The organism is Methylocystis sp. sgz306128 (genome assembly GCF_056032725.1).
This window is the reverse complement of sequence record NZ_JBVYWO010000006.1, coordinates 1-26,967: the sequence shown is the minus strand read 5'-3', so window position 1 is coordinate 26,967 and position 26,967 is coordinate 1. Positions and strand designations below refer to the sequence as shown.

Annotated in this window: 23 protein-coding genes and 1 tRNA gene; 19 read left to right on the top strand and 5 right to left on the bottom strand. The window is 61.0% G+C overall.

Features of this window, described 5'->3' with window-relative positions:
• Position 1 precedes the first annotated feature (1 nt).
• The 3 genes from recN (at position 2) to AC0N03_RS10870 (ending at position 4,273) form a co-directional block, all read left to right on the top strand.
• Entirely contained in the window at positions 2–1,663 is a 1,662-nt protein-coding gene (gene recN, locus AC0N03_RS10880) for a DNA repair protein RecN (protein WP_474288774.1), read from the top strand.
• On the top strand, positions 1,663–3,741 hold the full coding sequence (ligA, locus tag AC0N03_RS10875) for an NAD-dependent DNA ligase LigA (RefSeq protein WP_474288773.1): 2,079 nt from the start codon (positions 1,663–1,665) through the stop codon (positions 3,739–3,741). Before recN ends, ligA begins: the two co-directional genes overlap by 1 nt.
• 88 nt (positions 3,742–3,829) lie before the next feature.
• Positions 3,830–4,273 carry a VOC family protein gene (locus AC0N03_RS10870; RefSeq protein WP_474288772.1) on the top strand — a complete coding sequence of 148 codons (444 nt, stop codon included), beginning with the start codon at positions 3,830–3,832 and terminating at the stop codon, positions 4,271–4,273.
• A gap of 30 nt (positions 4,274–4,303) precedes the next feature.
• Here AC0N03_RS10870 and AC0N03_RS10865 read toward each other — a convergent pair whose 3' ends face one another.
• Complete coding sequence (locus AC0N03_RS10865) at positions 4,304–5,224, bottom strand: carbohydrate kinase family protein (protein ID WP_474288770.1); 921 nt, start codon at positions 5,222–5,224, stop codon at positions 4,304–4,306.
• A 244-nt stretch (positions 5,225–5,468) separates the two neighbouring features.
• Here AC0N03_RS10865 and AC0N03_RS10860 point away from each other — a divergent pair, with 244 nt between their 5' ends.
• From AC0N03_RS10860 to AC0N03_RS10820, 9 genes are all read left to right on the top strand, one after another.
• Entirely contained in the window at positions 5,469–6,260 is a 792-nt protein-coding gene (locus AC0N03_RS10860; protein ID WP_474288768.1) for a thymidylate synthase, read from the top strand.
• Between the two features lie 111 nt (positions 6,261–6,371).
• On the top strand, positions 6,372–7,625 hold the full coding sequence (locus AC0N03_RS10855) for a sarcosine oxidase subunit beta family protein (protein WP_474288958.1): 1,254 nt from the start codon (positions 6,372–6,374) through the stop codon (positions 7,623–7,625).
• Between the two features lie 266 nt (positions 7,626–7,891).
• The gene (locus tag AC0N03_RS10850; protein ID WP_474288767.1) at positions 7,892–8,191 is read left to right on the top strand and encodes a sarcosine oxidase subunit delta; all 300 of its coding nucleotides are present in this window, start codon (positions 7,892–7,894) and stop codon (positions 8,189–8,191) included.
• Positions 8,188–11,166 (top strand): sarcosine oxidase subunit alpha family protein, encoded by a 2,979-nt coding sequence (locus AC0N03_RS10845; protein ID WP_474288957.1) that lies wholly within the window; start codon positions 8,188–8,190, stop codon positions 11,164–11,166. Before AC0N03_RS10850 ends, AC0N03_RS10845 begins: the two co-directional genes overlap by 4 nt.
• Positions 11,159–11,710: a sarcosine oxidase subunit gamma gene (locus tag AC0N03_RS10840; protein WP_474288765.1), complete on the top strand. Its 552-nt coding sequence runs from the start codon at positions 11,159–11,161 to the stop codon at positions 11,708–11,710. The genes AC0N03_RS10845 and AC0N03_RS10840 overlap by 8 nt, the downstream gene beginning before the upstream one ends.
• Complete coding sequence (locus tag AC0N03_RS10835) at positions 11,710–12,216, top strand: dihydrofolate reductase (RefSeq protein ID WP_474288763.1); 507 nt, start codon at positions 11,710–11,712, stop codon at positions 12,214–12,216. Before AC0N03_RS10840 ends, AC0N03_RS10835 begins: the two co-directional genes overlap by 1 nt.
• 96 nt (positions 12,217–12,312) lie before the next feature.
• Entirely contained in the window at positions 12,313–13,371 is a 1,059-nt protein-coding gene (gene hflK, locus AC0N03_RS10830) for an FtsH protease activity modulator HflK (RefSeq protein ID WP_474288762.1), read from the top strand.
• On the top strand, positions 13,368–14,279 hold the full coding sequence (gene hflC / locus AC0N03_RS10825) for a protease modulator HflC (RefSeq protein ID WP_474288761.1): 912 nt from the start codon (positions 13,368–13,370) through the stop codon (positions 14,277–14,279). The genes hflK and hflC overlap by 4 nt, the downstream gene beginning before the upstream one ends.
• Positions 14,280–14,365: 86 nt before the next feature.
• Positions 14,366–15,835, top strand: a complete 1,470-nt coding sequence (locus AC0N03_RS10820; protein ID WP_474288760.1) for a DegQ family serine endoprotease — start codon at positions 14,366–14,368, stop codon at positions 15,833–15,835.
• Here the strand turns inward: AC0N03_RS10820 and serB are convergent.
• Positions 15,832–16,713 (bottom strand): phosphoserine phosphatase SerB, encoded by an 882-nt coding sequence (gene serB, locus AC0N03_RS10815; RefSeq protein ID WP_474288759.1) that lies wholly within the window; start codon positions 16,711–16,713, stop codon positions 15,832–15,834. The two genes, AC0N03_RS10820 and serB, sit on opposite strands and share 4 nt — an antisense overlap.
• Positions 16,714–16,736: 23 nt before the next feature.
• Here serB and miaA point away from each other — a divergent pair, with 23 nt between their 5' ends.
• Positions 16,737–17,648, top strand: a complete 912-nt coding sequence (miaA, locus tag AC0N03_RS10810) for a tRNA (adenosine(37)-N6)-dimethylallyltransferase MiaA (RefSeq protein ID WP_474288757.1) — start codon at positions 16,737–16,739, stop codon at positions 17,646–17,648.
• Between the two features lie 6 nt (positions 17,649–17,654).
• On the opposite strand, the gene AC0N03_RS10805 is transcribed toward miaA, so the two are convergent.
• Positions 17,655–18,512, bottom strand: a complete 858-nt coding sequence (locus AC0N03_RS10805) for an RMD1 family protein (protein WP_474288956.1) — start codon at positions 18,510–18,512, stop codon at positions 17,655–17,657.
• A 622-nt stretch (positions 18,513–19,134) separates the two neighbouring features.
• Here AC0N03_RS10805 and AC0N03_RS10800 point away from each other — a divergent pair.
• The 4 genes from AC0N03_RS10800 (at position 19,135) to AC0N03_RS10785 (ending at position 23,902) form a co-directional block, all read left to right on the top strand.
• Positions 19,135–20,889, top strand: a complete 1,755-nt coding sequence (locus AC0N03_RS10800) for an acetolactate synthase 3 large subunit (protein ID WP_474288756.1) — start codon at positions 19,135–19,137, stop codon at positions 20,887–20,889.
• Between the two features lie 146 nt (positions 20,890–21,035).
• Complete coding sequence (gene ilvN / locus AC0N03_RS10795) at positions 21,036–21,587, top strand: acetolactate synthase small subunit (protein WP_474288755.1); 552 nt, start codon at positions 21,036–21,038, stop codon at positions 21,585–21,587.
• Positions 21,588–21,756: 169 nt separating this feature from the next.
• A complete protein-coding gene (gene ilvC, locus AC0N03_RS10790; protein WP_474288754.1) occupies positions 21,757–22,776 on the top strand; it encodes a ketol-acid reductoisomerase in 1,020 nt (339 codons plus the stop codon).
• Between the two features lie 205 nt (positions 22,777–22,981).
• Positions 22,982–23,902, top strand: a complete 921-nt coding sequence (locus tag AC0N03_RS10785) for a PhzF family phenazine biosynthesis protein (protein ID WP_474288752.1) — start codon at positions 22,982–22,984, stop codon at positions 23,900–23,902.
• On the opposite strand, the gene AC0N03_RS10780 is transcribed toward AC0N03_RS10785, so the two are convergent.
• The gene (locus AC0N03_RS10780) at positions 23,890–24,240 is read right to left on the bottom strand and encodes a hypothetical protein (protein ID WP_474288751.1); all 351 of its coding nucleotides are present in this window, start codon (positions 24,238–24,240) and stop codon (positions 23,890–23,892) included. The genes AC0N03_RS10785 and AC0N03_RS10780 overlap by 13 nt on opposite strands.
• Positions 24,241–24,547: 307 nt before the next feature.
• Here AC0N03_RS10780 and AC0N03_RS10775 point away from each other — a divergent pair, with 307 nt between their 5' ends.
• Together AC0N03_RS10775 and AC0N03_RS10770 are read left to right on the top strand one after the other, a co-directional pair.
• Entirely contained in the window at positions 24,548–26,116 is a 1,569-nt protein-coding gene (locus AC0N03_RS10775; RefSeq protein ID WP_474288750.1) for a 2-isopropylmalate synthase, read from the top strand.
• Positions 26,117–26,397: 281 nt separating this feature from the next.
• Positions 26,398–26,473, top strand: a tRNA-Lys gene (locus AC0N03_RS10770).
• Positions 26,474–26,703: 230 nt separating this feature from the next.
• Here the strand turns inward: AC0N03_RS10770 and AC0N03_RS10765 are convergent.
• A partial coding sequence (locus AC0N03_RS10765) for a hypothetical protein (protein ID WP_474288748.1) occupies positions 26,704–26,967 on the bottom strand: 264 nt, incomplete at its 5' end.

The following is a 26,967-nucleotide window of genomic DNA, read 5'->3' as shown; positions in this document are numbered from 1 at the left end:
CATGCTCACTGCGCTCGCCATCCGCGATATAGTCATTATTGATAGGCTGGAGCTTGACCTCAGTCAGGGCATGACGGTGCTGACCGGCGAAACCGGCGCGGGCAAATCCATTCTGCTTGACGCCGTGACACTGGCGCTGGGCGGACGCGGAGATGGCGGCATGGTGCGCGCCGGACAGCCGCAAGGGCAGGTGACGGCAGTATTCCGGCTGGCGCAGGCGCATCCCGCACTGGCCATGGCCCGCGATCTGGGCCTTGAGATCGACGGCGATCTTATCCTCCGGCGCATTCAGATGCAGGACGGCCGCACGCGCGGCTTCGTCAATGATCAGGCGGCGAGCGCGCAGGCGCTCAAGGCGCTGGGCGCGACCCTCGTGGAAATTCACGGCCAACACGACGACCGCGCCCTTGCCGATCCGCGCCTGCACCGCGTGCTCGTCGATGCGCATGGTGGGCTTGAGCCCGATGTCGAGGCGACACGAAGAGCCCATGCCGCCTGGCGCGAGGCCGAGCAGCAACTTGCCGCCGAGGAGACGCGTATCGCCGAGGCGCGCAAGGAGGCCGATTTTCTCCGGCATGCGCATGAGGAACTTTCGGCGCTGCGGCCCGAGCCGGGCGAGGAGGAGCGTCTCTCGGTCAGGCGCACGGCTATGCAGCAGGCCGAGAAGGTGACCGCCGATCTGCGCGATGCCTTTGAGGCGGTCGCCGGTGATGGCGGCCCCATATCGACCATGGCGAGCCATATGCGGCGGCTCGAGCGCCGCGCGGCGCTGGCCGCCGAACTGATAGAGCCCTCGGTCAGCGCGCTCAATGATGTGATTCTGGCGCTGGATGCAGCCGAATCGGTGCTGTCGCAGGCTCTGCGCGATGCGGATTTCGATCCGCGCGAGCTTGAATTGCTGGAGGAGCGCCTGTTTGCGTTGCGGGCCGCCTCGCGAAAATATGCCGTGCCGGTGGACGAGCTGGCCGCCCTTGCGGAGAAGTTTTCCGCCGATCTGGCCGCGCTCGATGCCGGAGAGACGCGCCTTGCCCGATTGGGCGATGACGCGCGCCGCCTCAAGGACGCTTATGTGAAGCTGGCGCATGAACTTTCGCGCAAGCGCGCGGCAGCGGCCGCCGCCCTCGACAAGGCCGTCAATATTGAACTGCCGCCGCTCAAGCTGGAGCGGGCAAAATTCATGACCCATATCCAGTCCGACGCCGAGAATATGTCGCCCGAAGGCATCGACCGCATGGAATTCTGGGTAGAGACAAATCCCGGCTCCAAGCCCGGCCCCCTGATGAAGGTGGCCTCGGGCGGCGAACTGGCGCGGTTCATGCTGGCGCTCAAGGTGGTTCTGGCGGATCGCGGCTCGGCTCCGACGCTCATTTTCGATGAGATCGACACCGGCGCGGGCGGCGCGGTCGCGGATGCCATCGGCCAGAGATTGTCGCGCCTCGCGCGCAAGAATCAGGTGCTGGCGGTCACGCATGCCCCGCAGGTTGCGGCGCGTGCCCGGCATCATTTCCGCATTACCAAGGCCGAACGCGAGACGCGCTTCGCTACCCATGTCATTGCGCTGGATACAGCCGCGCGCCGCGAGGAAATTGCGCGGATGCTGTCCGGCGCAGAGATTACCGATGAGGCGCGCGCCGCCGCAACGAGATTGCTGGAAGGGGTCTGATGGCCGGGACATTCGCCGAGGCTGAAGCCGAGCATAAAAAACTTGGCGAGGAACTGGCCCGCCATGACCGGGCCTATTATCAGGAAGATGCGCCCGTCATTTCGGATGCCGAATATGACGAACTGCGCCGTCGCTACGAGGCGCTGGAGGCCCGGTTTCCGCAATTGCGCGCGCCCGATTCGGCCTCGTTGCGGGTGGGTGCGCCGCCTGTCGCCAAATTTGGCAAGATCAGGCATGCCGTGCCCATGCTTTCGCTGGCCAATGTGTTCAGCGACGAGGACGTGACGGATTTTCTTGCCCGTATCCGCCGCTTTCTGGGACTGGACGACGACGCCCGCGTCGTTCTGACCGCCGAGCCGAAAATCGACGGCCTGTCCTGCGCGCTGCGCTACGAGGGCGGCGAGCTTGTGTCCGCCGCCACGCGCGGCGACGGGTTCGAGGGCGAGGACGTGACCGCCAATGTGCGGACGATCCGGGCCATTCCTCACCGCCTGCGGGGCGCGCATGTTCCGGCTGTCTGCGAGGTGCGCGGCGAGGTCTATATGAGCCATGCCGAATTCGCCGCCCTCAACGCGCGGCAGCTGGCCGCAGGCGACAAGACTTTTGCCAATCCGCGCAATGCCGCGGCCGGTTCCTTGCGCCAGCTTGATCCCGCCGTCACCGCTTCGCGCACGCTGGGCTTTTTTGCCTATGCCTGGGGCGAGCTTGAGCCGCGCCCGGCGCAGACGCAGTTCGACATGGTGCAATGGTTTGGCGCCGCGGGTCTGCCGGTCAACCCGCTGATGCAGCGCTGCCAGAGCCTCGACGAAATGCTGGCGGTTTTCCACGCCATCGAGGCGCGCCGTGCGCAGCTTGGCTATGATATCGACGGCGTAGTCTACAAGGTGGACGATCTGGCCTTGCAGCAGCGCCTTGGCTTTGTTTCGCGCTCGCCGCGCTGGGCGACAGCCCATAAGTTTCCGGCTGAAAAAGCCCGCACGCGCCTGCTCGATATTGAAATTCAGGTGGGGCGCACGGGCGTGCTGACGCCGGTGGCCAAGCTCGCGCCGGTCAATGTGGGCGGGGTGATGGTCTCCAACGCCACCCTGCACAATGAGGATGAGATCCGCCGCAAGGACATTCGCATCGGCGATATGGTGGTGGTGCAGCGGGCCGGGGACGTCATTCCGCAGATTACCGGTGTCATCGAGACCGAGCGTCCGGCTGATGCAAAGCCCTTTGCCTTCCCGCATGTCTGCCCGGCCTGCGGTTCGGCGGCGGTGCGGGAGATGGACGAAAGCGGCAAGGCCGATGTCGCATGGCGCTGCACCGGCGGGCTCATTTGCCCGGCGCAGGCCGTGGAGCGGCTCCGGCACTTTGCCTCGCGCCTCGCTTTTGACATTGAGGGGCTTGGCGACAAGCAGATCGAATTCTTTTACGCCAAGGGGCTGATCCGTTCGCCGGCGGACATATTCACGCTGGAAGAGCGCGATGCACGCAGTCTCACAAAAATCAAGAATTTCGAGGGGTTTGGCGAGGTTTCGGTGCGCAATCTCTTTGCGGCCATCAATGCCCGGCGCCAGATCGCCGTTAACCGTTTCATCTTTGCACTGGGCATCCGGCATATCGGCGAGACGAACGCCAAGCGCCTTGCGCGCCATTTCGGCTCGTTCGAGGCGCTGCACAAGGCGGCGCTTGCCGCGCAGGACGAGGGCTCCGAGGGGCGGCAGGAGCTGATTTCTATCGAGGGCATCGGCCCCGTGGTGGCCGAAGCGCTGGCCGATTTCTTTCATGAGCCGCATAATGAGGAGGTTCTGGCAGCTCTGTTGCCGCAATTGGAGCTCATTCCCATGGAGGCGGTGGCGGAAAGTCCCGTCTCCGGCAAGACGGTGGTCTTCACCGGCGCGCTGGAGCGCATGAGCCGCGACGAGGCGAAAGCCATGGCTGAGCGGCTCGGCGCAAAAGTTGCCGGTTCGGTTTCGAAAAAAACCAATCTTGTCGTCGCCGGCCCCGGCGCCGGTTCCAAGCTGACGCAGGCGCGCGATCTTGGCATCGAGGTGATTTCGGAAGAGGAATGGCTGAAGCTGGTCGGCGGGTGACATCCGGCCAGCATTCCCGCCGCCGTTCCGGTCTGGCACAGGCGGGGCGGGCGGTGTAAATTATCGGTCTCGAACAGGGGAGGCGGGCATGGCGCGCACCAGCACTTATCTCAATTTCAATGGCCAGACCGAAGAGGCGTTCGTGTTCTATCGGTCCGTTTTCGGCGGCGACTTTCTGGGGCCGGTGCACCGGTTTGGCGAGGCGCCCGCTGCGCCGGGACAACCGCCGCTGAGCGCCGCGGACAAGAAACTTGTCATGCATGTCGAACTGGCCTTGCCCGGAGGACATGTGCTGATGGGAACCGATGCGCCTGAATCCATGGGGTTCAGTCTGACCATGGGCAATAATATCCATATCAATCTTGAACCGGACACGCGCGCCGAAGCTGAGCGGCTGTTCGGCGCGCTCTCGCAGGGCGGCGTCGTGTCGATGCCGTTGCAGGATATGTTCTGGGGCGCCTATTTCGGCAGCCTGACCGACAAGTTCGGCGTATGCTGGATGGTGAATTGCGCGGCCGGGCCTGCGGCGTGAGCATTCCCGTCCGGCGGGCCTGACTGCCTTTCACATTTCGTGACGCCAGGGCGGGTTGGCCCCGGCGCGCGAGACCGTAATGCTGGCGGCTCTGGTGGCGAAAGCCAGCGCCGCGTCCATCTGCGCCAGCGAAATGGCAGGAAGCTTGTCCTTGGCGAGCAGGCCGGCTTCCAGCAGCGCAACCAGCATTGCGCCCTGAAATGTATCGCCCGCGCCGATCGTGTCCACCAGTTTCACATTGACGGCGGATGCCTGCGTTTTTCCGGCTCTGGAATAGGCCAGCACGCCCTCGCCGCCGCGTGTGATCAGCACAAGGCTTGCGCCATTCTTCAGCCAGTTGGCTGCGGCAGTATCATAATCGCTGTGCTCGAAGAGATATTTGAAATCTTCGTCCGACATGCGCACGATATCAGCCATGGCGGCAAGGCGGTTCATCCGGGCTCTGTAGGTAAGGATATCCTTGGTGAGGGTGGGGCGCACATTGGGATCAAATGAAATCATCACTTTGTCGCGCGCATCGGCGACAAGTGCTTCATAGGCGCTGGCCGAGGGGTCGTTGATCAGCGTGGTCGAGCCGATGTGCAGCGCGTCGATCTTGCTGAACGGGATGGAGCCGGGCGCATAGGTCCATGTGCGCGAGGCCGTGCCTTCGTCGTAGAATGCATAATGTGCGTCATTGCCGATCATCCTGACGAAGGCGCAGGTGGTCTCCAATTCCGGACGCCGGCAGAATTCCAGCGAGACGTTCGAGGCGGTGAGATGTTCGGCGATGGCTTCGCCGAAAAGGTCGGTCGATATGCCGCCGACAAAGCCGGTGGACGCGCCGAGACGCGACATGGCGGTGGCGACATTGAGGCAGGAGCCGCCCACTGCCGGCACATAGGCGTCGCGGCCGTCAACGGATTTGGTGGGAACAAAGTCGATGAGAGCGTCGCCGCAAGCCAGAAGCATATTAATCCACCCGATTGATTTATTCTCTTTTGCCCTATTAGAGCGCATTTTTGAAGTGGGGAGAACGATAAATTTGCATTTTGCAAGCCAGAGATTTTTTGCAAATATAAAGGGCGCCGCGGCAAATTCCTTTGCGGCGAAGATTGCGGCGCTGTTTCGGCAGACGGGCTATTTTATCTGCCCCATATTCCGGGGCGCTGGCTTGCCGGCGCTCCGGCATGGGGCATTCGGGACTTTGAAGTGAATGCAGCAATATCTTGATCTCATGCGCCATGTGCTGGAGCACGGCAGCCGCAAAACCGACCGTACCGGCACGGGTACGCTGTCGTTGTTCGGCGCGCAGATGCGGTTTGACCTTGCCGCCGGATTTCCGCTGGTCACCACCAAGAGGCTGCATCTCAGGTCCATCATTCACGAGCTTCTGTGGTTCCTGAGGGGCGAGACCAATATCGCCTATCTCAAGGCGCATGGCGTGTCCATCTGGGACGAATGGGCGGATGAGAATGGCGAACTTGGGCCGGTCTATGGCCAGCAGTGGCGCTCATGGCGCGGGGCCGATGGGGTTGTTGTTGATCAGATCGCGCAGGTTCTGGCCGAAATCAGGCGCAATCCGGATTCGCGCCGTCTGATTGTCTCGGCCTGGAATGTGCCGGATATTCCAAAGATGAAACTCGCGCCCTGCCATTGTCTGTTCCAGTTCTATGTGTCGGACGGCAAGCTGTCCTGTCAGCTTTATCAGCGTTCGGCGGATATTTTTCTTGGCGTGCCGTTCAATATTGCCTCCTACGCTCTGCTCACGCATATGATGGCGCAGGTCTGCGGGCTGGAAGCAGGGGATTTTGTCCATAGTTTTGGCGATGTGCACCTCTATCTCAATCATATCGAGCAGGCGAAGCTGCAGTTAAGCCGCACGCCCAGACCGTTGCCACGGCTGATATTGCCCAAGCACGACAGCCTGTCCGATTATCGTTTCGAGGATTTCATCATCGAGGGTTATAATCCCGATGCAGCGATCAAGGCGCCGGTGGCGGTGTGAACAGTCGGGGCCAAGCCGGGTTCCTGTCGGTTATTGTCGCTTAAATGTCGTTCTGATGCTGGTTTTTGCAGGCTTTGTCTCTAAATTCCAATCAGGCATCCCAGGGGTGAGATCGTGCGCTTTTCATTATTCAACCTGATTCAGCAGAGTTTTTCGGGGCATCTGGGCTGGCCTGAGCAGTGGCGGTTTCCTGAGCCGAAAAGCGCGTATGACGCGATCATCATCGGCGCCGGCGGGCATGGTCTGGCGACGGCCTATTATATGGCCAAGGAGCACGGCATGCGCAATATTGCGGTGCTGGAGAAGGGCTGGCTTGGCGGCGGCAATACCGGCCGCAACACGACGATCATCCGCTCGAATTATCTCTGGGAGGAGAGCGAGGGCATATACGAACATGCGGTGAAGCTGTGGGAAGGGCTCTCCCAGGAGCTCAACTACAATGTGATGTACAGCCCGCGCGGCGTGATGATGCTGGCGCATAACATCCATGATGTGCAGGTGTTCAAGCGCCATGTCCATGCCAACCGTCTGGCGGGGATTGACAATGAATGGCTCACCGCCGAGCAGGCCAAGGAATTCTGCCCGATTCTGAACATCGATCCCAACATCCGCTATCCGATCATCGGGGCGGCGCTGCAGCGGCGCGGCGGCACGGCGCGCCATGATGCGGTGGCCTGGGGCTATGCGCGGGCGGCCTCGAATCTTGGGGTCGATATCATCCAGAACTGCGAGGTCACCGGCATTTTGCGCGGGCCGGACGGCGCGGTGACGGGAGTCGAGACGACCCGCGGCACGATCCGCACAAAAAAGGTGGGTGTGGTTGCTGCGGGCCATACTTCGGTGATCATGGGCATGGCCGGGGTGCGCATGCCGCTGGAGAGCTACCCTCTGCAGGCGCTGGTCTCCGAGCCGATCAAGCCGATGATGCCCTGCGTGGTGATGTCGAATACGATCCATGCCTATATGAGCCAATCGGACAAGGGCGAACTGGTGATCGGCGCGGGGACGGATGCCTACACCTCCTACAGCCAGACCGGGGGCCTGCATATTGCCTCGCACACGCTGGATGCGATCTGCGAATTGTTTCCGAATGTGCGGCGCATGAAGATGCTGCGCAACTGGGGCGGAATTGTCGATGTGACGCCCGACCGTTCGCCGATTATCGGCAAGACGCCGGTGCCGGGCCTGTTTGTCAATTGCGGCTGGGGCACGGGCGGGTTCAAGGCGACGCCGGGCTCGGGGCATGTGTTTGCCCATACGGTGGCCACCGGCGAGCCGCACAAGATCAATGCCGGCTTCACGCTGGACCGGTTCCGCACGGGGCGGCTGATCGATGAGGCGGCCGCGGCGGCCGTGGCGCATTAGGGGGCGGACAAATGCTGAGCCCGCCGAAGGGGTGAAGGCTGCTAAAGTATGAGGGTTTTCTCCCTCGCCCCGCAAGCGGGGAGAAGGTTGGGGTGAGGGGTGTGTGATGCGGTGCAGGGATGAGGCTTTTCGAATGCCCCTCATCCTGTCCTTCTCCCCGTGAAAACGGGGAGAAGGGACGCGCACGGCATATGAAACATGTCGCCGTTTTGTTTGGGGTTCTGGAACATTCAATTCGACTGAAGTCGACGTGAGGTAAAGTCAACATGCTGCTCATTCATTGTCCCTATTGCGGGATGGAACGTCCGGAACTCGAATTCCGCTATGGCGGGCAGGCGCATATCGCGCGCCCCCACGACCCGTCTGTGCTGAGCGACGGGGAATGGGCCGAGTTCATGTATTTCCGCGCCAATCCGAAGGGGCTGCATGCCGAGCGCTGGCGTCACATCGGCTGCGGGCGCTTTTTCAATGCTGTGCGCCATACGGTGACCGACAAATTCGTGATGACCTATAAAGCCGGGGAGCCCATGCCGGATCTGGCCAGATTTACAAGGGAGCTTGCCTGATGGCGGCGTTTCGCACGAGCGCCGGGGGGCGCGTCGACCGCGCCAAGCCGGTGCATTTCACCTTTGACGGCGTGGCCTACACGGGCTTGCGCGGCGATACGCTGGCTTCGGCGCTGCTTGCCAATGGTGTCCAGCTCATGGGCCGCTCGTTCAAATATCATCGCCCGCGCGGCCTGCTCTCGATGGGTGCGGACGAGCCCAACGCATTGGTGAATGTGAGCCGCGGCGGCGGGCGCGCAACGCCAAACCTGCGCGCCAGTCAGGTTGAGCTTTATGACGGTCTCGTGGCCACGAGCCAGAACCGCTGGCCCTCGCTTGGCCTCGATGTCGGTGAGATCAACAACCTGCTCTCGCCGGTATTTTCGGCGGGCTTTTACTACAAGACCTTCATGTGGCCCAGAAGCTTCTGGCACAAGCTCTACGAGCCGGTGATCCGCGCTGCAGCGGGTCTCGGCGTTGCGTCGCGCGAGGCCGATCCGGACCATTATGCCAATATCTATGCGCATTGCGACGTGCTGGTGGTGGGCGCCGGGCCGGCGGGCCTGACGGCGGCGCTGGCGGCGGCAGAGGCCGGTGCGGATGTGATCATCTGCGACGAGCAGGCCGAATTCGGCGGTTCGCTGCTCTCGGCCCATGGCGAGACAATCGACGGGCGCGAGGCGTATCAATGGCCGCTCGACATGCTGATGGTTGTGGCGATGCATGAGCGCATCCGCGCGCTGCCGCGCACAACGGCCTTCGGCTACTACCAGCAGAACTTTGTCGCCTTGTCCGAACGCCTGACCGACCATCTGCCGCAGGCAGACGGCAAGGCGCCGCGCGAGCGTCTCTGGCAGGTGCGGGCCAGACAGGTCGTGCTGGCCACGGGGGCGATCGAGCGTCCGCTGGTTTTTGCCGATAACGACCGGCCCGGCATCATGCAGGCCAGCGCGGCGCGCACGCTGCTGAACCGCTACGGCGTCAGGCCCGGCACGAAGGGCGTGCTGTTCACGGCGACCGACGATGCCTATGTCACCGCGCTGGAGCTTCATGCCGCAGGGGCGCAGATTGCTGCCATTATCGATCTGCGGCCCGATGGCGGCGCGCTGACGGAAAGGGCGCGCGCTGCGGGCATACGCGTTGAAACCGGCGCTGTCCTGACCGGAACAAAGGGCCGGCTGCGGGTAAGCGGCGTGTCCTGGGGCAGAGTGCGGGACGGCGACGTGACGCCTGCGGGCGAACTGGATTGCGATTTCGTGGCCATGTCAGGCGGCTGGACGCCGTCCGTGCATCTGTTTTCGCAATCTCGCGGCAAGCTTAAATTCGATCCGCGCGGCATTTATGTGCCGGGCGTTGCGGCGCAGGAGCAGTTTTCCGCCGGTGCCTGCAACGGCACATTCGAGCTTTCCGCCTGCCTGAACGAGGGCTATGCGGCGGGTGCGGCGGCGGCTGTGGCCTGCGGCTGCAAGGCAGGAACGCTCAAAACCTTCGATGCCGATGGCGATGTGGCGCTGTCCGCCGGCATCAGCGGTGCTGTGCCATCAAACCGCGATCCGAAGAGCTTCAAGGCCTTCGTCGACTTCCAGAACGACGTCACCGCACGCGACATCCGGCTGGCAACGCGCGAGGGCATGCGCTCGATCGAGCATGTCAAGCGCTACACCACCACCGGCATGGCGAGCGATCAGGGCAAGACCTCCAACATGAACGCGCTTGGCATTGCGGCGCAGGCTCTGGGCGCAGACGTGCCGCAGGTGGGCCTGACAACATTCCGTCCGCCCTACACGCCGGTAACTTTCGGCGCCTTTGCCGGGCTCTCGCGCGGCGACCTGTTCGATCCGACGCGCAAGACCGCTATTCACGACTGGGCTGCCGAAAATGGCGCGCCGTTCGAGGATGTCGGCCAATGGAAGCGCGCCTGGTATTTTGGCAGCGAGATTCATGCTGCAACCAAGGCTGAAGTGCGGACAGTACGTTCCAAGGCGGGACTGTTCGATGCCTCAACGCTCGGCAAGATCGAGGTGGTGGGGCCGGATGCGGCCAGATTCCTCGGCCGCATGTATACCGGCGCTTTTGAAAAGCTCGCCGTGGGGCGCTGCCGCTATGCGCTGCTACTGAATGAGGCGGGCTATGTCATCGATGATGGCATTGTGGCGCGTCTGGCCGAAGATCGTTTCCATGTGACGACGACAACGGGCGGCGCGGCGCGCGTGCTCAATATGATGGAGGATTATCTCCAGACCGAATTCACCGATCTCACGCTCTGGCTGACATCGATCACCGAGCAATATGCGGTGATCGCGGTGCAGGGGCCGCGGGCGCGCGACATTCTGGCGCCGCTTGTCGAAGGGGTTGATCTGGCCATGCCGCATATGTCGGTGGGCGAGGGCCGGATCTGCGGCGTGCCGACACGGTTGTTCCGGGTCAGTTTCACGGGTGAACTTGGCTATGAGGTCAATGTACCGGCTGATTATGGCCGCGCTGTCTGGGAGGCGATCTGGGCCGAGGGGCAGAAGCATGGCGCCTGCGCCTATGGCACAGAGACCATGCATATTCTGCGCGCCGAAAAGGGCTATATCATTGTTGGTCAGGAAACTGACGGCACCGTGACGCCGGACGATCTCGGCCTTGGCGGCATGATCGCCAAAGCAAAGCCGGATTTTGTCGGCAAGCGCGGCCTTTCCATGCCCGATCTGGTTGCGCCGAAGCGTAAGCAGCTTGTCGGACTTCTGACCAGCGACCCCAATGTGGTGCTGGAGGAGGGGGCGCAGATCACACTGGAGGCGCAGCCCGCGTCCGGCACATCGGCGCTCGGCCACGTCACTTCGGCTTACTGGAGCGAGACGCTGGGGCGCTCCATCGCGCTTGCGCTGGTCGCCGACGGGCGCGCCCGCATGGGCAGCACGCTGCATGTGCCGATGCCGGGCATATCTCATGCCGTGCAGGTGGTGGAACCTGTTTTCTACGATAAATCCGGGGAGCGGCTGAATGGCTGAGATGAAGATGATCTGCGTGCTTGATGGCCTGCCGGACCTCAAGACCCGCTCTACCCTGAAAATGACAGCGGCACCGCGCATGACCCGGCGCAGCCTGCGCATCGGCGCAGGGGGGCTGGAGCCCGCGGGGAAGGCCCTTGGCCTGACTCTGCCTTCCGCCCCTTGTCGTGCCGCCGAAGGCGAGGGCCGCGCCGCGCTCGCGCTCGGGCCGGACGAATGGCTTCTCCTCGCGCCGGAAAACGATCCGGCCTTCGCAACGCTCGAGGCTGCGCTAGCGGCAATACCGCATAGTCTTGTCGATATTTCGCATCGTCAGACCGCGCTGGAGGTTTCCGGAACGCGTGCCGAAGCGCTGCTCAATGCCGGTATCATGCTCGACCTGCGTCTGTCCGCCTTTCCTGTCGGGATGTGCGCCCGGACGCTGCTTGGCAAGGCCGAGGTTGTGCTCTGGCGCAGACAGGCCACCGCGTTCCATATTGAGGTCTGGCGCTCTTTCGCGCCCTATGTTCATCGGTTCCTCTCCCAAGCCAGTCTGGGGCTGTGATGCTGCCGCTCTGGCATGTGGTGGCCGTCGCGCGCAACGGCGTTATCGGCGGCGACAACCGCCTCCTCTGGCATATCCGCTCAGATCTGCAGCGGTTCAAGGCCCTGACCATGGGCAAGCCGATGATCATGGGGCGCAAGACCTTCGCATCGATCGGCAGGGCCCTTCCCGGCCGGGAGACCATCGTGGTGACGCGCGACCGCGGCTTTGCCGCGCCGGGGGTGCATGTGGCGCATGATCTGCCAGCGGCGCTGGCCAAGGCCGATGCCCTCGGGCGCGAAATGAACGCCGGGGCCATTGCCATTATCGGCGGCGGCGAAATTTACGCCCAGACCTTCGAACCGGCGGCGCGCCTTTATGTCACCGAAGTTGACCTTGCGCCGCAGGGGGACACGTTCTACCCGCAGCCCGATGTCCGCGTCTGGCGGGAGGTGCGGCGCATCAGCCACGATGCGGGGCCGCAGGACGATGCGGCCTTTGCTTTCGTCGATTACGAACGAATCTGACCGTACGCGTCTGAACGGCGCAATGGCCGCGCCTTGCCGCATTGCAACGCCGCCCGCCGTGACCTATATAGCTTGTGGTCAAAGAATGAGGTGTTCATGCCCTGGAGCAATAATGACGGTGGTGATTCTGGCGGCGGGCCATGGAAACCTCAGACACCAAGCCCTTGGGGGCAAGGCCCCGGCGGGCCGATCAAGGGAGACGATCTCGCCCGCAGGCTGAAAGGCATGATGGGCGGTTTTGGCGGCAATGGGGCCTGGCCTCTGCGCAATATTCTGGCCTTGATTGCGCTGGGCATCGTAGTCTGGCTGCTGACCGGCTTTTATACGGTGCAGACCAATCAGGTCGGCCTGAACATGATTTTTGGCCGCTATACCGGCAAGACGCAGGCCGGCCTCAATTATAACCTGCCTTATCCGATCGGCTCTGTGGTCAAGCCGGCCGTGACGGACAGCAACAGCATCGATATCGGCGTTACGCCCGAAGAAAGCCTGATGCTGACCGGCGACGAGAATATCGCCGACGTCAAATTCCGCGTGAACTGGCAGATCGATCCGGCTCATCCGGAAGATTATGCTTTCAATCTGCGCCATCCTGACGAAACGGTTCGGGCCGTTGCCGAAAGCGCGATGCGCGAACTGGTGGGCCGCACCGATTTCCAGAAGATCATCACCGCCGACCGCAAGAATATCGAGCCTGCCACGCAGGATCTGATGCAGCGCGTGCTTAACAGCTACCATGCGGGCATTCTCATTCTGCAGGTGCAGTTGCTGCCGGTGGATCCGCCGCCGCAGGTCATTGCCGCCTTCAAGGACGTAACGGCTTCCCAGCAGGATGAACAGCGTCTGGCGAATGAGGCGCAATCCTACGCCAACAAGGTTGTGCCGGAAGCGCGCGGGCGAGCCGCCCGCATCCTGCAGGAAGCGGAGGCCTATCGTCAGCAGACAGTGGCGGAAGCCAAGGGGCAGGTTTCGCGGTTCCTGCAAATCTACGAGCAATATGTCAAGGCGCCTGACGTGACCCGGGAGCGCATCTATCTCGAAACCATGGAGCGCATACTCGGCGGCGCGGACAAAGTGATCCTCGACAAGAATTCAAGCGGGGTTGTGCCCTATCTGCCGCTCAATGACCTCAAGGCCTCGGGAGCCGGCAAATGAACCGTTCCAACAATATTTTCCCGCTGATCGTTCTTGCGGTGATTGCCATTGTCGGCTTCAGCTCGGTGTTCACGGTCGGGCAGACGCAACAGGCGCTAGTGCTGCGCTTTGGCGAGCCGGTGCCGGGCCGCGGCATCGTGACGGAGCCGGGCCTGCATTTCAAGATTCCGTTCATCGAGGGGGTCGTGCACCTTGACCGCCGGATACTTGATCTTGAGAGCTCGCAGCAGGAAGTGCTGGCTTCCGACAATCAGCGCCTCGTCGTCGATGCGTTCATGCGTTATTCGATTGTCGATCCTCTGAAATTCTATCAATCCGTCGGCACAGGACGGCTGGCGGATAACCAGCTCAACTCCATTCTCAATTCTGCCGTGCGCCGGGTGCTGGGCGAAGTGCCGGTTTCCGACATCATCCGCACACATCGTGCCGACCTAATGGTCAGCATCAAGACGCTGGTCAACCGCGAGGCGGATCGCCTTGGGGTTCAGGTGGTTGATGTCCGCATCCGCCGCGCCGACCTGCCCAAGGAAATTTCCGAGAAAGTCTTCAGCCGCATGCAGTCCGAGCGCCAGCGCGAGGCTGCCGAAAACCGGGCAAAGGGCAACGAGGAAGCGCAGATCATTACCTCGAAGGCAGATCGTGACGTGACCGTCATCATCGCCACGGCACAGCAGCAGTCAGATGTTCTGCGTGGCCAGGGCGATTCGGAACGTAACCGGATTTTTGCCGAGGCTTTCAGCAAGGATCCTGATTTCTTCGCTTTCTACCGGTCGATGCAGGCCTATGACCATGCGTTCAAGCCGGGCAATACCCGCCTTATCCTGTCGCCGGACTCCGATTTTTTCCGTTATTTCAACGGCGCCAAACCGGCCGCCCAGCCGCATGTTGCGGATATGCCGGCAAAGTGAATGCAAGGGCGGCGCCTTTTCGGACGCCGCCCTAATTCTGCTCTCTTTATTCGTGATCGATAGCATTTCGTTGGAGCACTGAACCCATGAACCAGGCGAATATGAAACCCGTGCGGCGCATGATGCTGGCTGTGGCCACCATCGGAGGTCTTGTTCTGGCGTCGGGGCCTGTATGGGCCGCGTCGGCGGTTCCGGCTCACGGACCCAATTCCTTTGCCGATCTTGCCGCCAGCGTTACGGATGCTGTCGTGAACATCTCGGCCTCGCAAACCTTGCCGGAAGCCAAATCCGGGTTGGGGCAGGGCACGCCCGACGAAATGTTCGACGAATTGTTCAAGAAATTCAACGGCCAGCGCAATGGCGAGCCGATGCAGCGCAAATCCACGTCGCTGGGCTCGGGCTTCATCATCGATCCGGCAGGCATCGTGATCACCAACAATCATGTGATCGCCGATGCCAATGATGTCACGGTTATTCTGACCGATGGCACAAAGTTGAAGGCCGAGATTGTCGGCACTGACCCCAAAGTCGACGTGGCCGTGCTGCGCGTCAAGCCGGACAAGCCTCTGAAGGCCGTTAAATTCGGCGACAGCGAAAAGATGCGCGTCGGCGACTGGGTCGTTGCCGTCGGCAATCCGTTCGGGCTGGGCGGTTCGGTGACGGCCGGCATCATCTCGGCGCGCAACCGCAATATCGAAAGCGGACCCTACGACAATTACATCCAGACAGATGCCGCGATCAACAAGGGCAATTCCGGCGGGCCGCTGTTCAATATGGATGGCGAGGTGATCGGCATCAACACAGCCATTCTCTCGCCCTCCGGCGGCTCTGTGGGTATTGGTTTTGCCACGCCCTCGGCCACGGTCATGCCGGTGATCGAGCAGCTCAAGCAGTTTCACGAGACGCGCCGCGGCTGGCTGGGCGTCAAGATCCAGCCGGTTGATGATTCCGTTGCCGAAGCGCTTGGCCTTGGCACGGCGCGCGGCGCCCTCGTCGCCAGCGTTGACGAGCGTGGCCCTTCTAAGCCTGCCGGTCTGGAACCCGGAGACGTGATTATCAGGTTCGACGGCAAGGACGTGAAGGAATCGCGCGAATTGCCGGGAATGGTGGCCGCAACGCCGGTCGGCAAGGTTGTCGATGTTGTCATCATGCGCAAGGGCAAGGAACTGACCAAGAGCGTCACTCTGGCGCGGCTTGAGGACGGTGAAAAGAAAGCGGGCAAGGATAACAGCGTTCCTGTCAAGCCCGAACCCAAGACCCGGCTGGTGCTCGGCATGAACCTTTCGACATTGACCGACGATTTGCGTCAGAAGTTCAATATCAAGGCCGATGTCAGCGGCGTTCTCATCGTCGATGTCAATCCGGATTCCGCAGCGGCGGACAAGCGTCTTGCGCCGGGCTTCGTCATATTGGAAGTGGCGCAGGAAAGCGTGAAGACGCCCGCTGATGTCGCGAAGAAAATCGACGCCCTGAAAGCGGAGGGCAAGAAAAACGCCCTGCTGCTGGTCAGCGATATGCAGGGCGGTTCGCAGTTCGTGACGCTGTCGCTGGACTAGGCGGCGAAGTCTTCGCGGCGGTAGCCCTGTGCATAGAGCAGGGCGGTAAGATCGCTGTGGTCGATGCGGGCATGTGCCGCTTCGGCCACCTTGGGCTTGGCGTGAAAGGCGACGCCAAGGCCGGCTTCGCTGAGCATCGCAAGGTCGTTGGCGCCATCGCCGACCGCCATTGTTTCATGCGGTGCGAGGGCAAATTTTTCGCGCAGTTCCTTCAATGTCGCCAGTTTGGCCTCGCGTCCGAGAATGGGCTCCGCGACGCGGCCAAGGAAATGGCCGTTTTCCACCTGCAATTCATTCGAGCGATGCTCATGAAAGCCGATCATCGGGCCGATCTTGCCCGTGAACAACGTAAAGCCGCCTGAGACCAGCGCAGTGTAGGCGCCGAACTTGCGCATGGTTTTTACAAGCGCCGTGCCGCCCGGCGTGAGGGTGATGCGTTCAGCGATAACCTTGTCCACCACATCGGCCCGCAGGCCTTTGAGCAGCGCGACGCGTTCGCGCAGCGCCGGCTCGAATGCGATTTCGCCGCGCATGGCGCGCTCGGTGATCGCGGCGACATGCTCTTTCACTCCGACGAGATCAGCCAGTTCATCGATGCATTCCTGTCCGATCATCGTCGAATCCATATCTGCAAGAAACAGCTTCTTGCGGCGCTGGGCCGCCGGCTGGATGATGATGTCGACCGGTTCGTCCTTCAGCGCCCGGCGCAAGTCTTCCGCGCCCGCATTGAAATGCAGGTCGGCCGCAATCCCTTCGGCCAGCACGTCGGTTTGGCTCGGCGCGCCGAGAGCCTTGCCCGCCTTGTCGATCAGGGCGGGGGAGAGGCCCGGCTTTGCCGGGTTTGAAACGAGCGTGGCAACAGTGTTAAACTCTGGCATCTTCAGACAACCTGGATTCGATTTTGACGCAACTTCCTCAGGCCCTTCTCATTGCCGGCCCTACAGCCAGCGGCAAGACGGCCTTGGCCATTGCCATGGCTCATATATATGATGGCGTCGTCATAAATACAGATTCAATGCAGGTCTATGACGATTTATTCGTGCTGTCCGCGCGCCCGGACGCCGAAGAACAGGCGGGCATTACGCATCTGCTGTTCGGCCATGTCGACGGAGCGGTCAATTATTCGGTCGGAAAATGGCTGGAGGATGCCCGGTTCGCGCTGGAAACGGCGCGCGCCGCAGGCCGCTTGCCGATTTTCGTCGGCGGCACCGGTATGTATTTCAAGGCCCTGACGCAGGGTCTTTCCGATATACCGCCCGTACCGGAGGAGGTGCGGGCGCAGGTGCGGGCCAGCGCCGAAGGGTTGTCCGCGCCGGAGCTTCATGCGCGCCTTGCCGCGCTCGATCCGCAGATGGCGGAGCGGCTTCGCCCGTCCGATCCGCAGCGGATTTTGCGGGCGCTGGAAGTGCTTGCCGCAACGGGCCGCTCTCTGGGCTATTGGCAGGGCCGGCGCAGCCCGCCGCTGCTCACGCATTATGCGGGCTGGTTTCTGGCGCCGCCGCGTGAAGCGCTCATGGCGCGGATCGACACGCGTTTCGAGGTAATGATGCGCAGCGGCGCCGTGGAGGAAGCTGAACGGCTTGGCGCGCGCGGACTTGATCCGATGCTGCCGGTTATGCGCGCGCATGGCGTGCCGGGACTGCTTGACTATATCCGCGGGCGAAGCACGCGGGAGGCCGCGATCGCACGCGGGCAGACCGATACGCGCCAATATGCCAAGCGCCAGTTCACGTTCGCGAGGCATCAATTGTCTGATTTTATCTGGCTGCCGGATGCGGCGGCCGCGCCGCGGCTGGGAGCGGCAATGCTCTGAAATCGGCTAGCGTCCGCCGTGGAAAAAGAACATCTGGTAGAAGGTGATCAGAATTTCGGCGACGATCAGCACGACGATGGTGGCTTCGAGCCGCGTGGCCCGGTCGGCGTCGATGATATCGGTAAGGGCCCTTGCCGTCTCGACAATGACTTCGAGTTTGAGCTTGAGGGTAGCGGCGCGCTCCTTGAGTTCATATTCATCCTCAAGGCGGGCATAGAGACGTTCAAGATCGGGCCTGTCCCACAGGATATCCGGCTTTTCCTCGATGGCGACACGGCCGGAAACGCGATGCTGCGCCAGCAGTGCCTGGCCGATCATGCGCAGCATGGCGCGGCGCTTCCATGGCGGGCGGCCATTTTCGGCAAGTTGCGCGGCGAAAGGCTCGATCACGTCGAAAACGGCATTGACCTCCCGTTCGTCGCGCGTCAGCGACACGCTCTTGGCCAGCGCGTCGGCCACGACGAGAAAGCGGGCTTCGGAGAGATCCTTGGCCTGAATCGGCCCGCCCGGCGGGATTTTGTCCTCATGCTCCGGCGCAATCGCCAGATACGCGATCTCATCATCGATCCTCGCGCGTTTTCCGGTTACGCGGGAGCGGATCTTGTCGAGAAAATCCTCCTCTTCATGCGGAGAGAGGCCAACAAGCACCGCGACGCCGAAGCGATAAATGGCGACAAGGCCCGTCGTGCCGACATGATAGGCGAGGGGATTGGCCGAGATCATGTCCGGACGCTCAAGCCCGCTGGCATCGATACGCTCGCCGAGCAGCAGGGCGCGGGCAGTCAGACGCGCTGGCGGCGAGGCAGTCGCTGGCGCGGCTGCGGGCGAAGCGGCAGCAATACTTTGAGGATCTGTTGAGTTCATATCCATTTATAGATCAGTATGACTCAAGTCGAGACAGATTGCTGCAGCGAAAATATTACAGGGATGAAAAGTATCCGGTCATGCGGGTAACGTGCCGTGTTGAGGCTATGATAATGAAACATGCCGCTTCTTCGGATTTTTTTGCGTTGAGCGGAAACAGGCGCTCGCGTGCCCTCGGCCCGCATTGCGGGGAGAGAACGATGTGAACGCAACAAATATCAAAGCTCGTCGCGGCTGCGCCTGATACGGCCATCCGCGTGGATACGCGGGTCAAGCCCGCGCATGACGAAGCCTTACAGCCTTATGCGTTTTGCACTCCCGGCGCAGAACATCCGCAAATCAATAAGGATATTGTCACTAGCAAAAGCGCAGCGATCTTTCTTCGCACTTTGCCGACATATGTCCATCTGGCTTGACCTGCCCATTCTCCTGCGCTAACGTGGTCAAGTCTAATTTGGTGAGAATATGAAGCAGATCATTCTCGTATGCAGCGCGCCGGGAGGTGGACAGGATTAATCCTGATCCAGCTGTTGGCGCATATCAGGTCCCACACGGGGCCTTTTTTATTGTCTGAATTCCATGGAAGAGTTAGACCAAGCGAAACCAGTTAAGGACGAGTTCAATGTCGAAACAGATGACCGGCGCGGAAATGGTGGTTGCCGCCTTGAAAGACCAGGGTATCGATACGATTTTCGGCTATCCCGGCGGTGCTGTCCTGCCGATTTATGACGCCATCTTCCAGCAGAACTATGTGAAGCACGTGCTTGTGCGGCATGAGCAGGGCGCCGGCCATTCGGCTGAAGGCTATGCCCGTTCCTCCGGCAAGGTCGGCGTTCTGCTCGTCACTTCAGGCCCGGGCGCGACCAATGCCGTAACGGCCCTCACCGATGCCCTGATGGACTCCATTCCGCTGGTCTGCATTACCGGACAGGTGCCGACGCATCTGATCGGCTCGGACGCATTCCAGGAATGCGACACCACCGGCATCACGCGCTCCTGCACCAAGCACAATTATCTGGTGCGCTCGATCAACGATCTGCCGCGTATTCTGCATGAGGCTTTTTATGTGGCGCGCTCCGGTCGTCCGGGGCCGGTGCTGATCGACATTCCAAAGGACGTCCAGTTTGCCACCGGCACTTATACGGGGCCGAAGAATGTCCATCACAAGACCTACCAGCCGCAGGTCAAGGGCGATCTGGCCAAGATCAGGCATGCCGTCGACCTGATGATCAAGGCCAAGAAGCCGATCTTTTACACCGGCGGCGGCGTGGTCAATTCCGGCCCGCAAGCCTCCGTGCTGCTGCGTGAACTGGTGCGCATGACCGGATTTCCCGTCACGTCGACCCTGATGGGCCTTGGCTGTTTTCCTGCCTCGGACAAGCAATGGCTGGGCATGCTGGGCATGCACGGCACTTATGAGGCCAATAATGCGATGCATGATTGCGACCTGATGATCTGTATCGGCGCGCGCTTCGACGACCGTATCACCGGGCGTCTTGACGCATTTTCTCCGAATTCGAAGAAGATCCATGTCGATATCGATCCCAGCAGCATCAACAAGAACGTGAAGGTGGATATCGCCATTGTCGGCGATTGCGCCCATGTTCTCGAAGATATGGCGCGGCTCTGGCGGGCCAATACCGAAACAAAGCCCAGCCTGCACGGCTGGTGGGCGCAGATTGACCAATGGCGGGCGCGCAAATCGCTGGCTTTCCGCAACTCGTCCAGCACGATCAAGCCGCAATATGCCATTCAGCGTCTCTATGAACTGACGAAGGGCCGCGATACCTACATCACCACCGAAGTGGGTCAGCACCAGATGTGGGCAGCGCAGCACTATCATTTCGAGGAGCCGAACCGCTGGATGACATCGGGCGGTCTGGGAACGATGGGATACGGCCTGCCAGCCGCCATCGGCGTGCAGATGGCGCATCCGAAGGCCTTGGTCATCGATATTGCCGGCGAGGCTTCCATCCTCATGAACATGCAGGAAATGTCGACGGCGCTGCAATATCGCCTGCCGGTCAAGATATTCATCCTCAACAATGAATATATGGGCATGGTGCGTCAGTGGCAGGAACTGCTGCATGGCGGGCGTTATTCGGAGAGCTATTCGGAGGCGCTGCCGGATTTCGTCAAGCTGGCTGAAGCCTATGGCGGACACGGAATCCGCTGCTCCGACCCAGCCAAGCTCGATGAGGCAATCATGGAGATGATCGAGACGCCCAAGCCGGTGATCTTCGATTGTATTGTCGACAAGATGGAAAACTGCTTCCCGATGATCCCGTCGGGCAAGGCGCATAATGAGATGCTGCTCGGCGATGCGGATGAGGATATCGGCAGCGCCATCGATTCCAAGGGCAAGATGCTGGTGTGAAGCGCTTTCTTCTTGCCCCACCCTTCGAGAACCTCAGGGTGAGGCAAGCACGACAGCATGCACCGCTCTCCTTCCCCTCATCCTGAGGCTCTCGAAGGATGAAGGGGAAGGGCATAAAATATGGCTATGTTTCAAGGATTTAAACGATGAACGCTCCTGTTTCACCTCCCTCGCCCTATTCATCCGCCTCGTTCAAATCCAACGTCGAGAGCCATACGCTTTCGGTGCTGGTGGACAATGAACCCGGCGTGCTCGCCCGCGTGGTGGGCCTGTTTTCAGGCCGGGGCTATAATATCGAAAGTCTCACCGTGGCAGAAGTGGCCCATGCCGAGCATCTCTCGCGCATCACCATAGTCACACTGGGCGCGCCCGAAACGATCGAGCAGATCCGCCATCAGCTTGAGCGGCTCGTGCCTGTGCATAAGGTCACCGACCTGACCGTTTCCGGCAAGTTCATCGAGCGCGAACTGGCCATGATCAAGGTGCGCGGCAAGGGCGAGAACCGCTCCGAGGCGCTGCGCCTTGCCGAAGCCTTCCGCGCCCGTGTCATCGATGCCACGACCGAGAGCTTCGTGTTCGAACTGACCGGCAAGCCATCCAAGATCGACGATTTTGTCGAACTGATGCGGCCCATAGGGCTTGTCGAGGTTTCGCGCACCGGCGTCGCCGCCATTTCGCGCGGTCCGGACCAGATGTAACCGGGCGTGCTCACCGGCCTGGATTCAGGCTTTTCATTGCAGCGCCGGGGTGAAATTCCGCCAAAACCCCCGCAACATGGGCTTGCCCCGCGTGCGCAACATCACTAGAACATCGCGGGACATTGTCGTTGAAATGGCCTGAAACGGTCGCAGTTTAAGGAAAAGACATATGCGCGTTTATTATGATTCGGATGCAGATATCGGCCTGATCAAGGGCAAGAAAGTGGCAGTGGTCGGCTATGGCTCGCAAGGCCATGCCCATGTGCTCAACATGCGCGATTCCGGCGTCAAGGACGTGGTTGTCGCTCTGCGCAAAGGCTCCCCCTCGGTAGCCAAGGCCGAAGGCGAAGGCCTGAAGGTCATGGAAGTGGCCGATGCCGCTAAATGGGCCGACGTGGTGATGATGCTCACCCCCGACGAACTGCAGGCCGATATCTACCGCGCCGATCTTGCGCCCAACATGAAGGCAGGCTCGGCGCTTCTGTTCGCGCATGGTCTCAACGTGCACTTCAACCTGATCGAGCCGCGCAAGGACATTGACGTGCTGATGGTTGCTCCGAAGGGTCCCGGCCACACCGTGCGTTCCGAATACAAGAAGGGCGGCGGCGTGCCCTGCCTCATCGCCATCGCTCAGGACGCTTCGGGCAATGCCCATGACATCGGCCTGTCCTATGCCTCGGCCATTGGCGGCGGCCGCGCCGGTATTATCGAAACCACCTTCAAGGAAGAGTGCGAAACCGATCTCTTCGGCGAGCAGGTCGTGCTGTGCGGCGGCCTTGTCGAGCTGATCCGCGCTGGCTTCGAAACGCTGGTGGAAGCTGGCTACGCGCCGGAAATGGCCTATTTCGAGTGCCTGCACGAAGTGAAGCTGATTGTCGACCTGATCTATGAAGGCGGCATCGCCAACATGAATTATTCGATTTCCAACACCGCTGAATATGGCGAATATGTCACCGGTCCGCGCATCATCACCTCTGAAACCAAGGCCGAGATGAAGCGTGTTCTGGATGACATCCAGAGCGGCAAGTTCACCCGCGACTGGATGCTGGAAAACAAGGTCAACCAGACGTCGTTCAAGGCCGTGCGCGCCCGCAACAATGCCCATCAGATCGAAGAGGTCGGTGAGAAGCTGCGCGCCATGATGCCCTGGATCGGCAAGAACAAGATGGTCGACAAGGCCAAGAACTAAACAAGAGGCGCGCTCCCCATTGCGAGCGCAGCGAAGCCATCCACAGGATGGATTGCTTCGTAAGCTATGCCTCCTCGCAATGAGGACGTGCAGCTTCATCGCTCTTCAAGCCGGTGCAGGTTTCCTGCGCCGGTTTTTTATTGAGCTCAGCTGACCTTTGCGCGTTAGATTCAGGCTCCGACAACAGAAGAGATTCGGATTTCTCATGCGCCGCAAATATCACCTGCTTGATGTCTTCACGGAAAAGCCGTTCAGCGGCAACCAGCTTGCTGTCGTGGTCGATTGCGAAGGGCTGGATTCTGGCCAGATGCAGGCCATAGCGCGCGAATTCAATCTGCCGGAGACGGTTTTCGTGCTGCCGGCGCGAAATCCGATCAATCTTGCGGCGTTGCGTATTTTCACGCCGGGGCGGGAGCTTCCTTTTGCCGGACATCCGACGGTAGGTACGGCGGTGTTGCTGGCACGTCTGCATGCACAGGCCATGCTGGCGCGGCAGGACGTGAATTTCTCGCTGGAGGAGACCATCGGCGATATTGATTGCGTGGTGCGCCAGCGGCCGGGGCGCGGGCTGCGCGCCAGCTTTACCCTTCCCAGACTGCCGGCTCCTGCCGGCGTTCTGGGCGCTGGCGCGGATATTGCCCGCGCATTGGGCCTCAGCCAGGACGATATCGGATTTGGAGTGCACCAGCCCATGCGGTTTTCGGCCGGTGTGCCCTTCGCATTTGTGCCGCTGCGCTCGCGCGCCGCGCTGGCCCGTGTCACGCTGGATTATTCCGCATGGGCCGCCGCTTTCGGCGGCGCTGGCCGGGAGCCCGTCTATCTCTATTGCGCGGAGCCGGAAGGTGAGGGGCATCATTTCCGCGCCCGGATGTTTGCGCCAGACATGGGCATTGCCGAGGATCCCGCCACGGGTTCGGCAGCGGCGGCTTTTGCCGGGGCGATCATGATGTTTGAGCCGCCGGGCGAGGGCGAACATCTGTTCGTCATCGAACAGGGCTTCGAAATGGGCCGGCCAAGCCTGATCGTGCTGGGGCTCGAGGTGAATGGCGGCAGGCTGAGCAGCGCCACCATCGGCGGCGGCGCTGTTCTCGTTGGCGAGGGCTATCTCGAGGTTCAGCCGGGGTAGCCGTGCCGCTTTTTCGATGATTCGACAATGGCTTCGGCTTCGCCGCCATTTCCGGCGGCGCAGGCTTTGCGTGCAGGTGCCAGCTCTTTCATGATGGCATTATAGACCACGTCCTCGACATTTCCGGTCTGATGGTCGTTGTCGACAATGGCCTGATACCGCGCAATCGCGCCGGTGCAGCCAGCGCCTTCGGGCAGTTTCAGGCTGTTGACAGCGACGCTGGCCCCGGCATTGCCGCCGGACGACGTCGAAGGGCCGGGCGCCTGAGCATTGCACCCGGCGATCAGCAGGGCACCGGCGAGAATAGTTGCGGACAGAAACAGGGGGGAAGCACGCATTGTCAACTCCATGGACGTCAAACCCTGTCAGGCATAGACTTTCTGCCGTTATAATCAACTGGCGCTTGTCAGCTTTGCCGATATTGCGCTATAAGCGGATATAGTCATATGCAAGGAACCGGCCTTTGAGGCAGCAGGCAGCTATTGTTCAGAACGATCAGGGTGTTTACGCCCCGGTTTCTGCTGCCGCCCTCTCGCTATCTGGCCTGCTTCTTAGCCGCCCCTGAGCGTCGGCTGGGCTTTGCCTGGGCACTCAGGGGTTTGACAAGCAGTTTTCCCTCTTCATCCCAATTTTCAGGAGAGCCAGATGGCTCAGGCACCAAGCGATAATAACCGCATCATCATTTTTGACACCACCTTGCGCGACGGCGAGCAATGCCCCGGCGCGTCCATGACGTTCGAGGAAAAGCTCGAGGTGGCCGATCTGCTCGACGCGCTGGGCGTCGATGTGATCGAGGCGGGCTTTCCCATTGCGTCCAACGGCGATTTCGAGGCGGTGAGCGAGATTGCCCGCCGCGTCAAGACGGCGACCGTGGCCGGGCTTGCCCGCGCCCAGTTCAAGGATATCGACCGTGCCGGCGAAGCGGTGAAACATGCGCGACGCCCACGCATTCACACGTTCATTTCCACTTCGCCGCTGCACATGAAATATAAATTGCAGATGGAGCCGGGACAGGTGCTGGACATGGTGACGGCCTCCGTCACGCGGGCGCGCAATCTCGTTGAGGATGTCGAGTGGTCCGCAGAGGATGGCACGCGCACGGAAATGGATTTCCTGTGCCGCTGCGTCGAGGCCGCGATCAAGGCCGGAGCCACCACCATCAACCTGCCGGATACGGTCGGCTATACAGTGCCGGAGGAATATGGCGCCATGTTCCGCACGGTGCGCGAGCGCGTGCCCAATTCTGACAAGGCCATCTTCTCGGTGCATTGCCATAACGACCTCGGCCTGGCCGTCGCCAATACGCTGGCGGGGCTGGAAGGGGGCGCGCGGCAGGTGGAATGCACCATCAACGGCATCGGCGAGCGGGCGGGCAATGCGGCGCTGGAAGAAGTCGTCATGGCCATCCGCACGCGGCGCGACAAGCTGCCCTATCATAACCGCATTGAGACAACCATGCTGACCCGCGCGTCCAAGCTGGTTTCGGCGGTTACGTCCTTTCCGGTGCAATATAACAAGGCCATTGTCGGGCGGAACGCCTTTGCGCATGAGAGCGGCATCCATCAGGACGGCATGCTCAAGAATGCCCAGACCTATGAGATCATGACTCCGGAATCGGTGGGCGTGTCCAAGACCTCGCTCGTCATGGGCAAGCATTCGGGCCGCCATGCCTTCCGCGATAAGCTCAAGGAACTGGGCTATGATCTGGGCCCCAATGCGCTGGAAGTGGCCTTCACCCGCTTCAAGGATCTGGCCGACCGCAAGAAGCACATTTACGATGAGGATCTGGAGGCCATTGTCGATGACGAGATCGTCTCGGCGCATGACCGTATCAAAGTTCTCGCCCTGATGGTCGTGGCCGGCACCATGGGCCCGCAATCGGCAACCCTGACGCTTGATATCGACGGTCAGCACATTACGCATCAGGCTACTGGCAACGGGCCGATCGACGCGATTTTCAAGGCCATTCATACAGCCGTGCCGCATGAGGCGACATTGGAGCTCTATCAGGTGCATGCGGTGACGGCAGGCACGGATGCGCAGGCGGAAGTCTCGGTGCGCCTGTCGCAGAATGGCCATTCCGTCACCGGCAAGGGCGCCGATCCGGACACGCTGGTGGCCAGCGCCCGCGCTTATATTTCCGCGCTCAACAAGCTGCTGGCGCGCGGGCAGAAGGGCGCGCCGCAGCCGATCACCGCGCGCCTGAAGCCCTGATCCCGTCGAAGGGCCACGCTCTGCAACTTCATCCTGAGCTCGTCGAAGGATGAGGGCGCTTGACGACGGAGCCTCGCGCTCTCTCGGGGAATTTAAGGATTTCGCCGCCCGGAGCATGTGCCCGGGCGGCATTTTTTGATTTTGTCTCCAATGTATTGATTTAAAAAATTTATTCCGGATTTATGAAAGATATTTTTGTTTGCGCCTGATTTTTTGGCGCTTTGTGCTGGACATCTGATTCCAGCTTTGCTAACTAGCGGCACCCTGATGAAACAGGGCGTGGGTGATTAGCTCAGTTGGTAGAGCAGCTGACTCTTAATCAGCGGGTCCACAGTTCGAGCCTGTGATCACCCACCATTTTCTCCTTTGAAAATCAAAATCTTGAAAGCTCACCCCTTCGGGGTAAGTTCTTGTCCTGGGTGTCATATGGGTTTCACAAAACCTGTGCTGATTTGAAAGGCTTTGAAGCGGAATGGTGAAGCTTGCCAGGATCAAGCTGATACCGTGCCCAACAAAAAGGGCGAGGATTTCTCTTCGCCCCGGTAATCTCTCTGGTCCCGCCTGTTCGCTGTTGATGGGCAAGGGGGCTACGCAGACAGCGCTGCCCGCGCTTGAATCTCCGCCTCTGAGCCCTTCACCCATTCCCACGCCGATCGCGGCCTGTGCGCCTTCGCCAGCTCTGGAAATTTCTTGGCCTCTCGTGCTGCGATGCGCAGTTTTTCGCGCGCAAGGCGCGGGTCGAGCTGAATAGCCCCTAGAATTGTAGACACCTTGTCCCTTAAAAATGAGGCAAGGAGATCGTCATGGGTAATGCCAATTTCACAGAAGAATTCAAACAGGACGCGGTTAAA

Excerpts from the sequence above, each read along its gene's own strand:
- recN (WP_474288774.1), top strand. The coding sequence starts at position 2 with ATGCTCACTGCGCTCGCCATCCGCGATATAGTCATTATTGATAGGCTG.
- ligA (WP_474288773.1), top strand. The coding sequence starts at position 1,663 with ATGGCCGGGACATTCGCCGAGGCTGAAGCCGAGCATAAAAAACTTGGC.
- AC0N03_RS10870 (WP_474288772.1), top strand. The coding sequence starts at position 3,830 with ATGGCGCGCACCAGCACTTATCTCAATTTCAATGGCCAGACCGAAGAG.
- AC0N03_RS10865 (WP_474288770.1), bottom strand. The coding sequence starts at position 5,224 with ATGCTTCTGGCTTGCGGCGACGCTCTCATCGACTTTGTTCCCACCAAA.
- AC0N03_RS10860 (WP_474288768.1), top strand. The coding sequence starts at position 5,469 with ATGCAGCAATATCTTGATCTCATGCGCCATGTGCTGGAGCACGGCAGC.
- AC0N03_RS10850 (WP_474288767.1), top strand. The coding sequence starts at position 7,892 with ATGCTGCTCATTCATTGTCCCTATTGCGGGATGGAACGTCCGGAACTC.
- AC0N03_RS10840 (WP_474288765.1), top strand. The coding sequence starts at position 11,159 with ATGGCTGAGATGAAGATGATCTGCGTGCTTGATGGCCTGCCGGACCTC.
- AC0N03_RS10835 (WP_474288763.1), top strand. The coding sequence starts at position 11,710 with ATGCTGCCGCTCTGGCATGTGGTGGCCGTCGCGCGCAACGGCGTTATC.
- hflK (WP_474288762.1), top strand. The coding sequence starts at position 12,313 with ATGCCCTGGAGCAATAATGACGGTGGTGATTCTGGCGGCGGGCCATGG.
- hflC (WP_474288761.1), top strand. The coding sequence starts at position 13,368 with ATGAACCGTTCCAACAATATTTTCCCGCTGATCGTTCTTGCGGTGATT.
- AC0N03_RS10820 (WP_474288760.1), top strand. The coding sequence starts at position 14,366 with ATGAACCAGGCGAATATGAAACCCGTGCGGCGCATGATGCTGGCTGTG.
- serB (WP_474288759.1), bottom strand. The coding sequence starts at position 16,713 with ATGCCAGAGTTTAACACTGTTGCCACGCTCGTTTCAAACCCGGCAAAG.
- AC0N03_RS10805 (WP_474288956.1), bottom strand. The coding sequence starts at position 18,512 with ATGAACTCAACAGATCCTCAAAGTATTGCTGCCGCTTCGCCCGCAGCC.
- AC0N03_RS10800 (WP_474288756.1), top strand. The coding sequence starts at position 19,135 with ATGTCGAAACAGATGACCGGCGCGGAAATGGTGGTTGCCGCCTTGAAA.
- ilvN (WP_474288755.1), top strand. The coding sequence starts at position 21,036 with ATGAACGCTCCTGTTTCACCTCCCTCGCCCTATTCATCCGCCTCGTTC.
- ilvC (WP_474288754.1), top strand. The coding sequence starts at position 21,757 with ATGCGCGTTTATTATGATTCGGATGCAGATATCGGCCTGATCAAGGGC.
- AC0N03_RS10785 (WP_474288752.1), top strand. The coding sequence starts at position 22,982 with ATGCGCCGCAAATATCACCTGCTTGATGTCTTCACGGAAAAGCCGTTC.
- AC0N03_RS10780 (WP_474288751.1), bottom strand. The coding sequence starts at position 24,240 with ATGCGTGCTTCCCCCCTGTTTCTGTCCGCAACTATTCTCGCCGGTGCC.
- AC0N03_RS10775 (WP_474288750.1), top strand. The coding sequence starts at position 24,548 with ATGGCTCAGGCACCAAGCGATAATAACCGCATCATCATTTTTGACACC.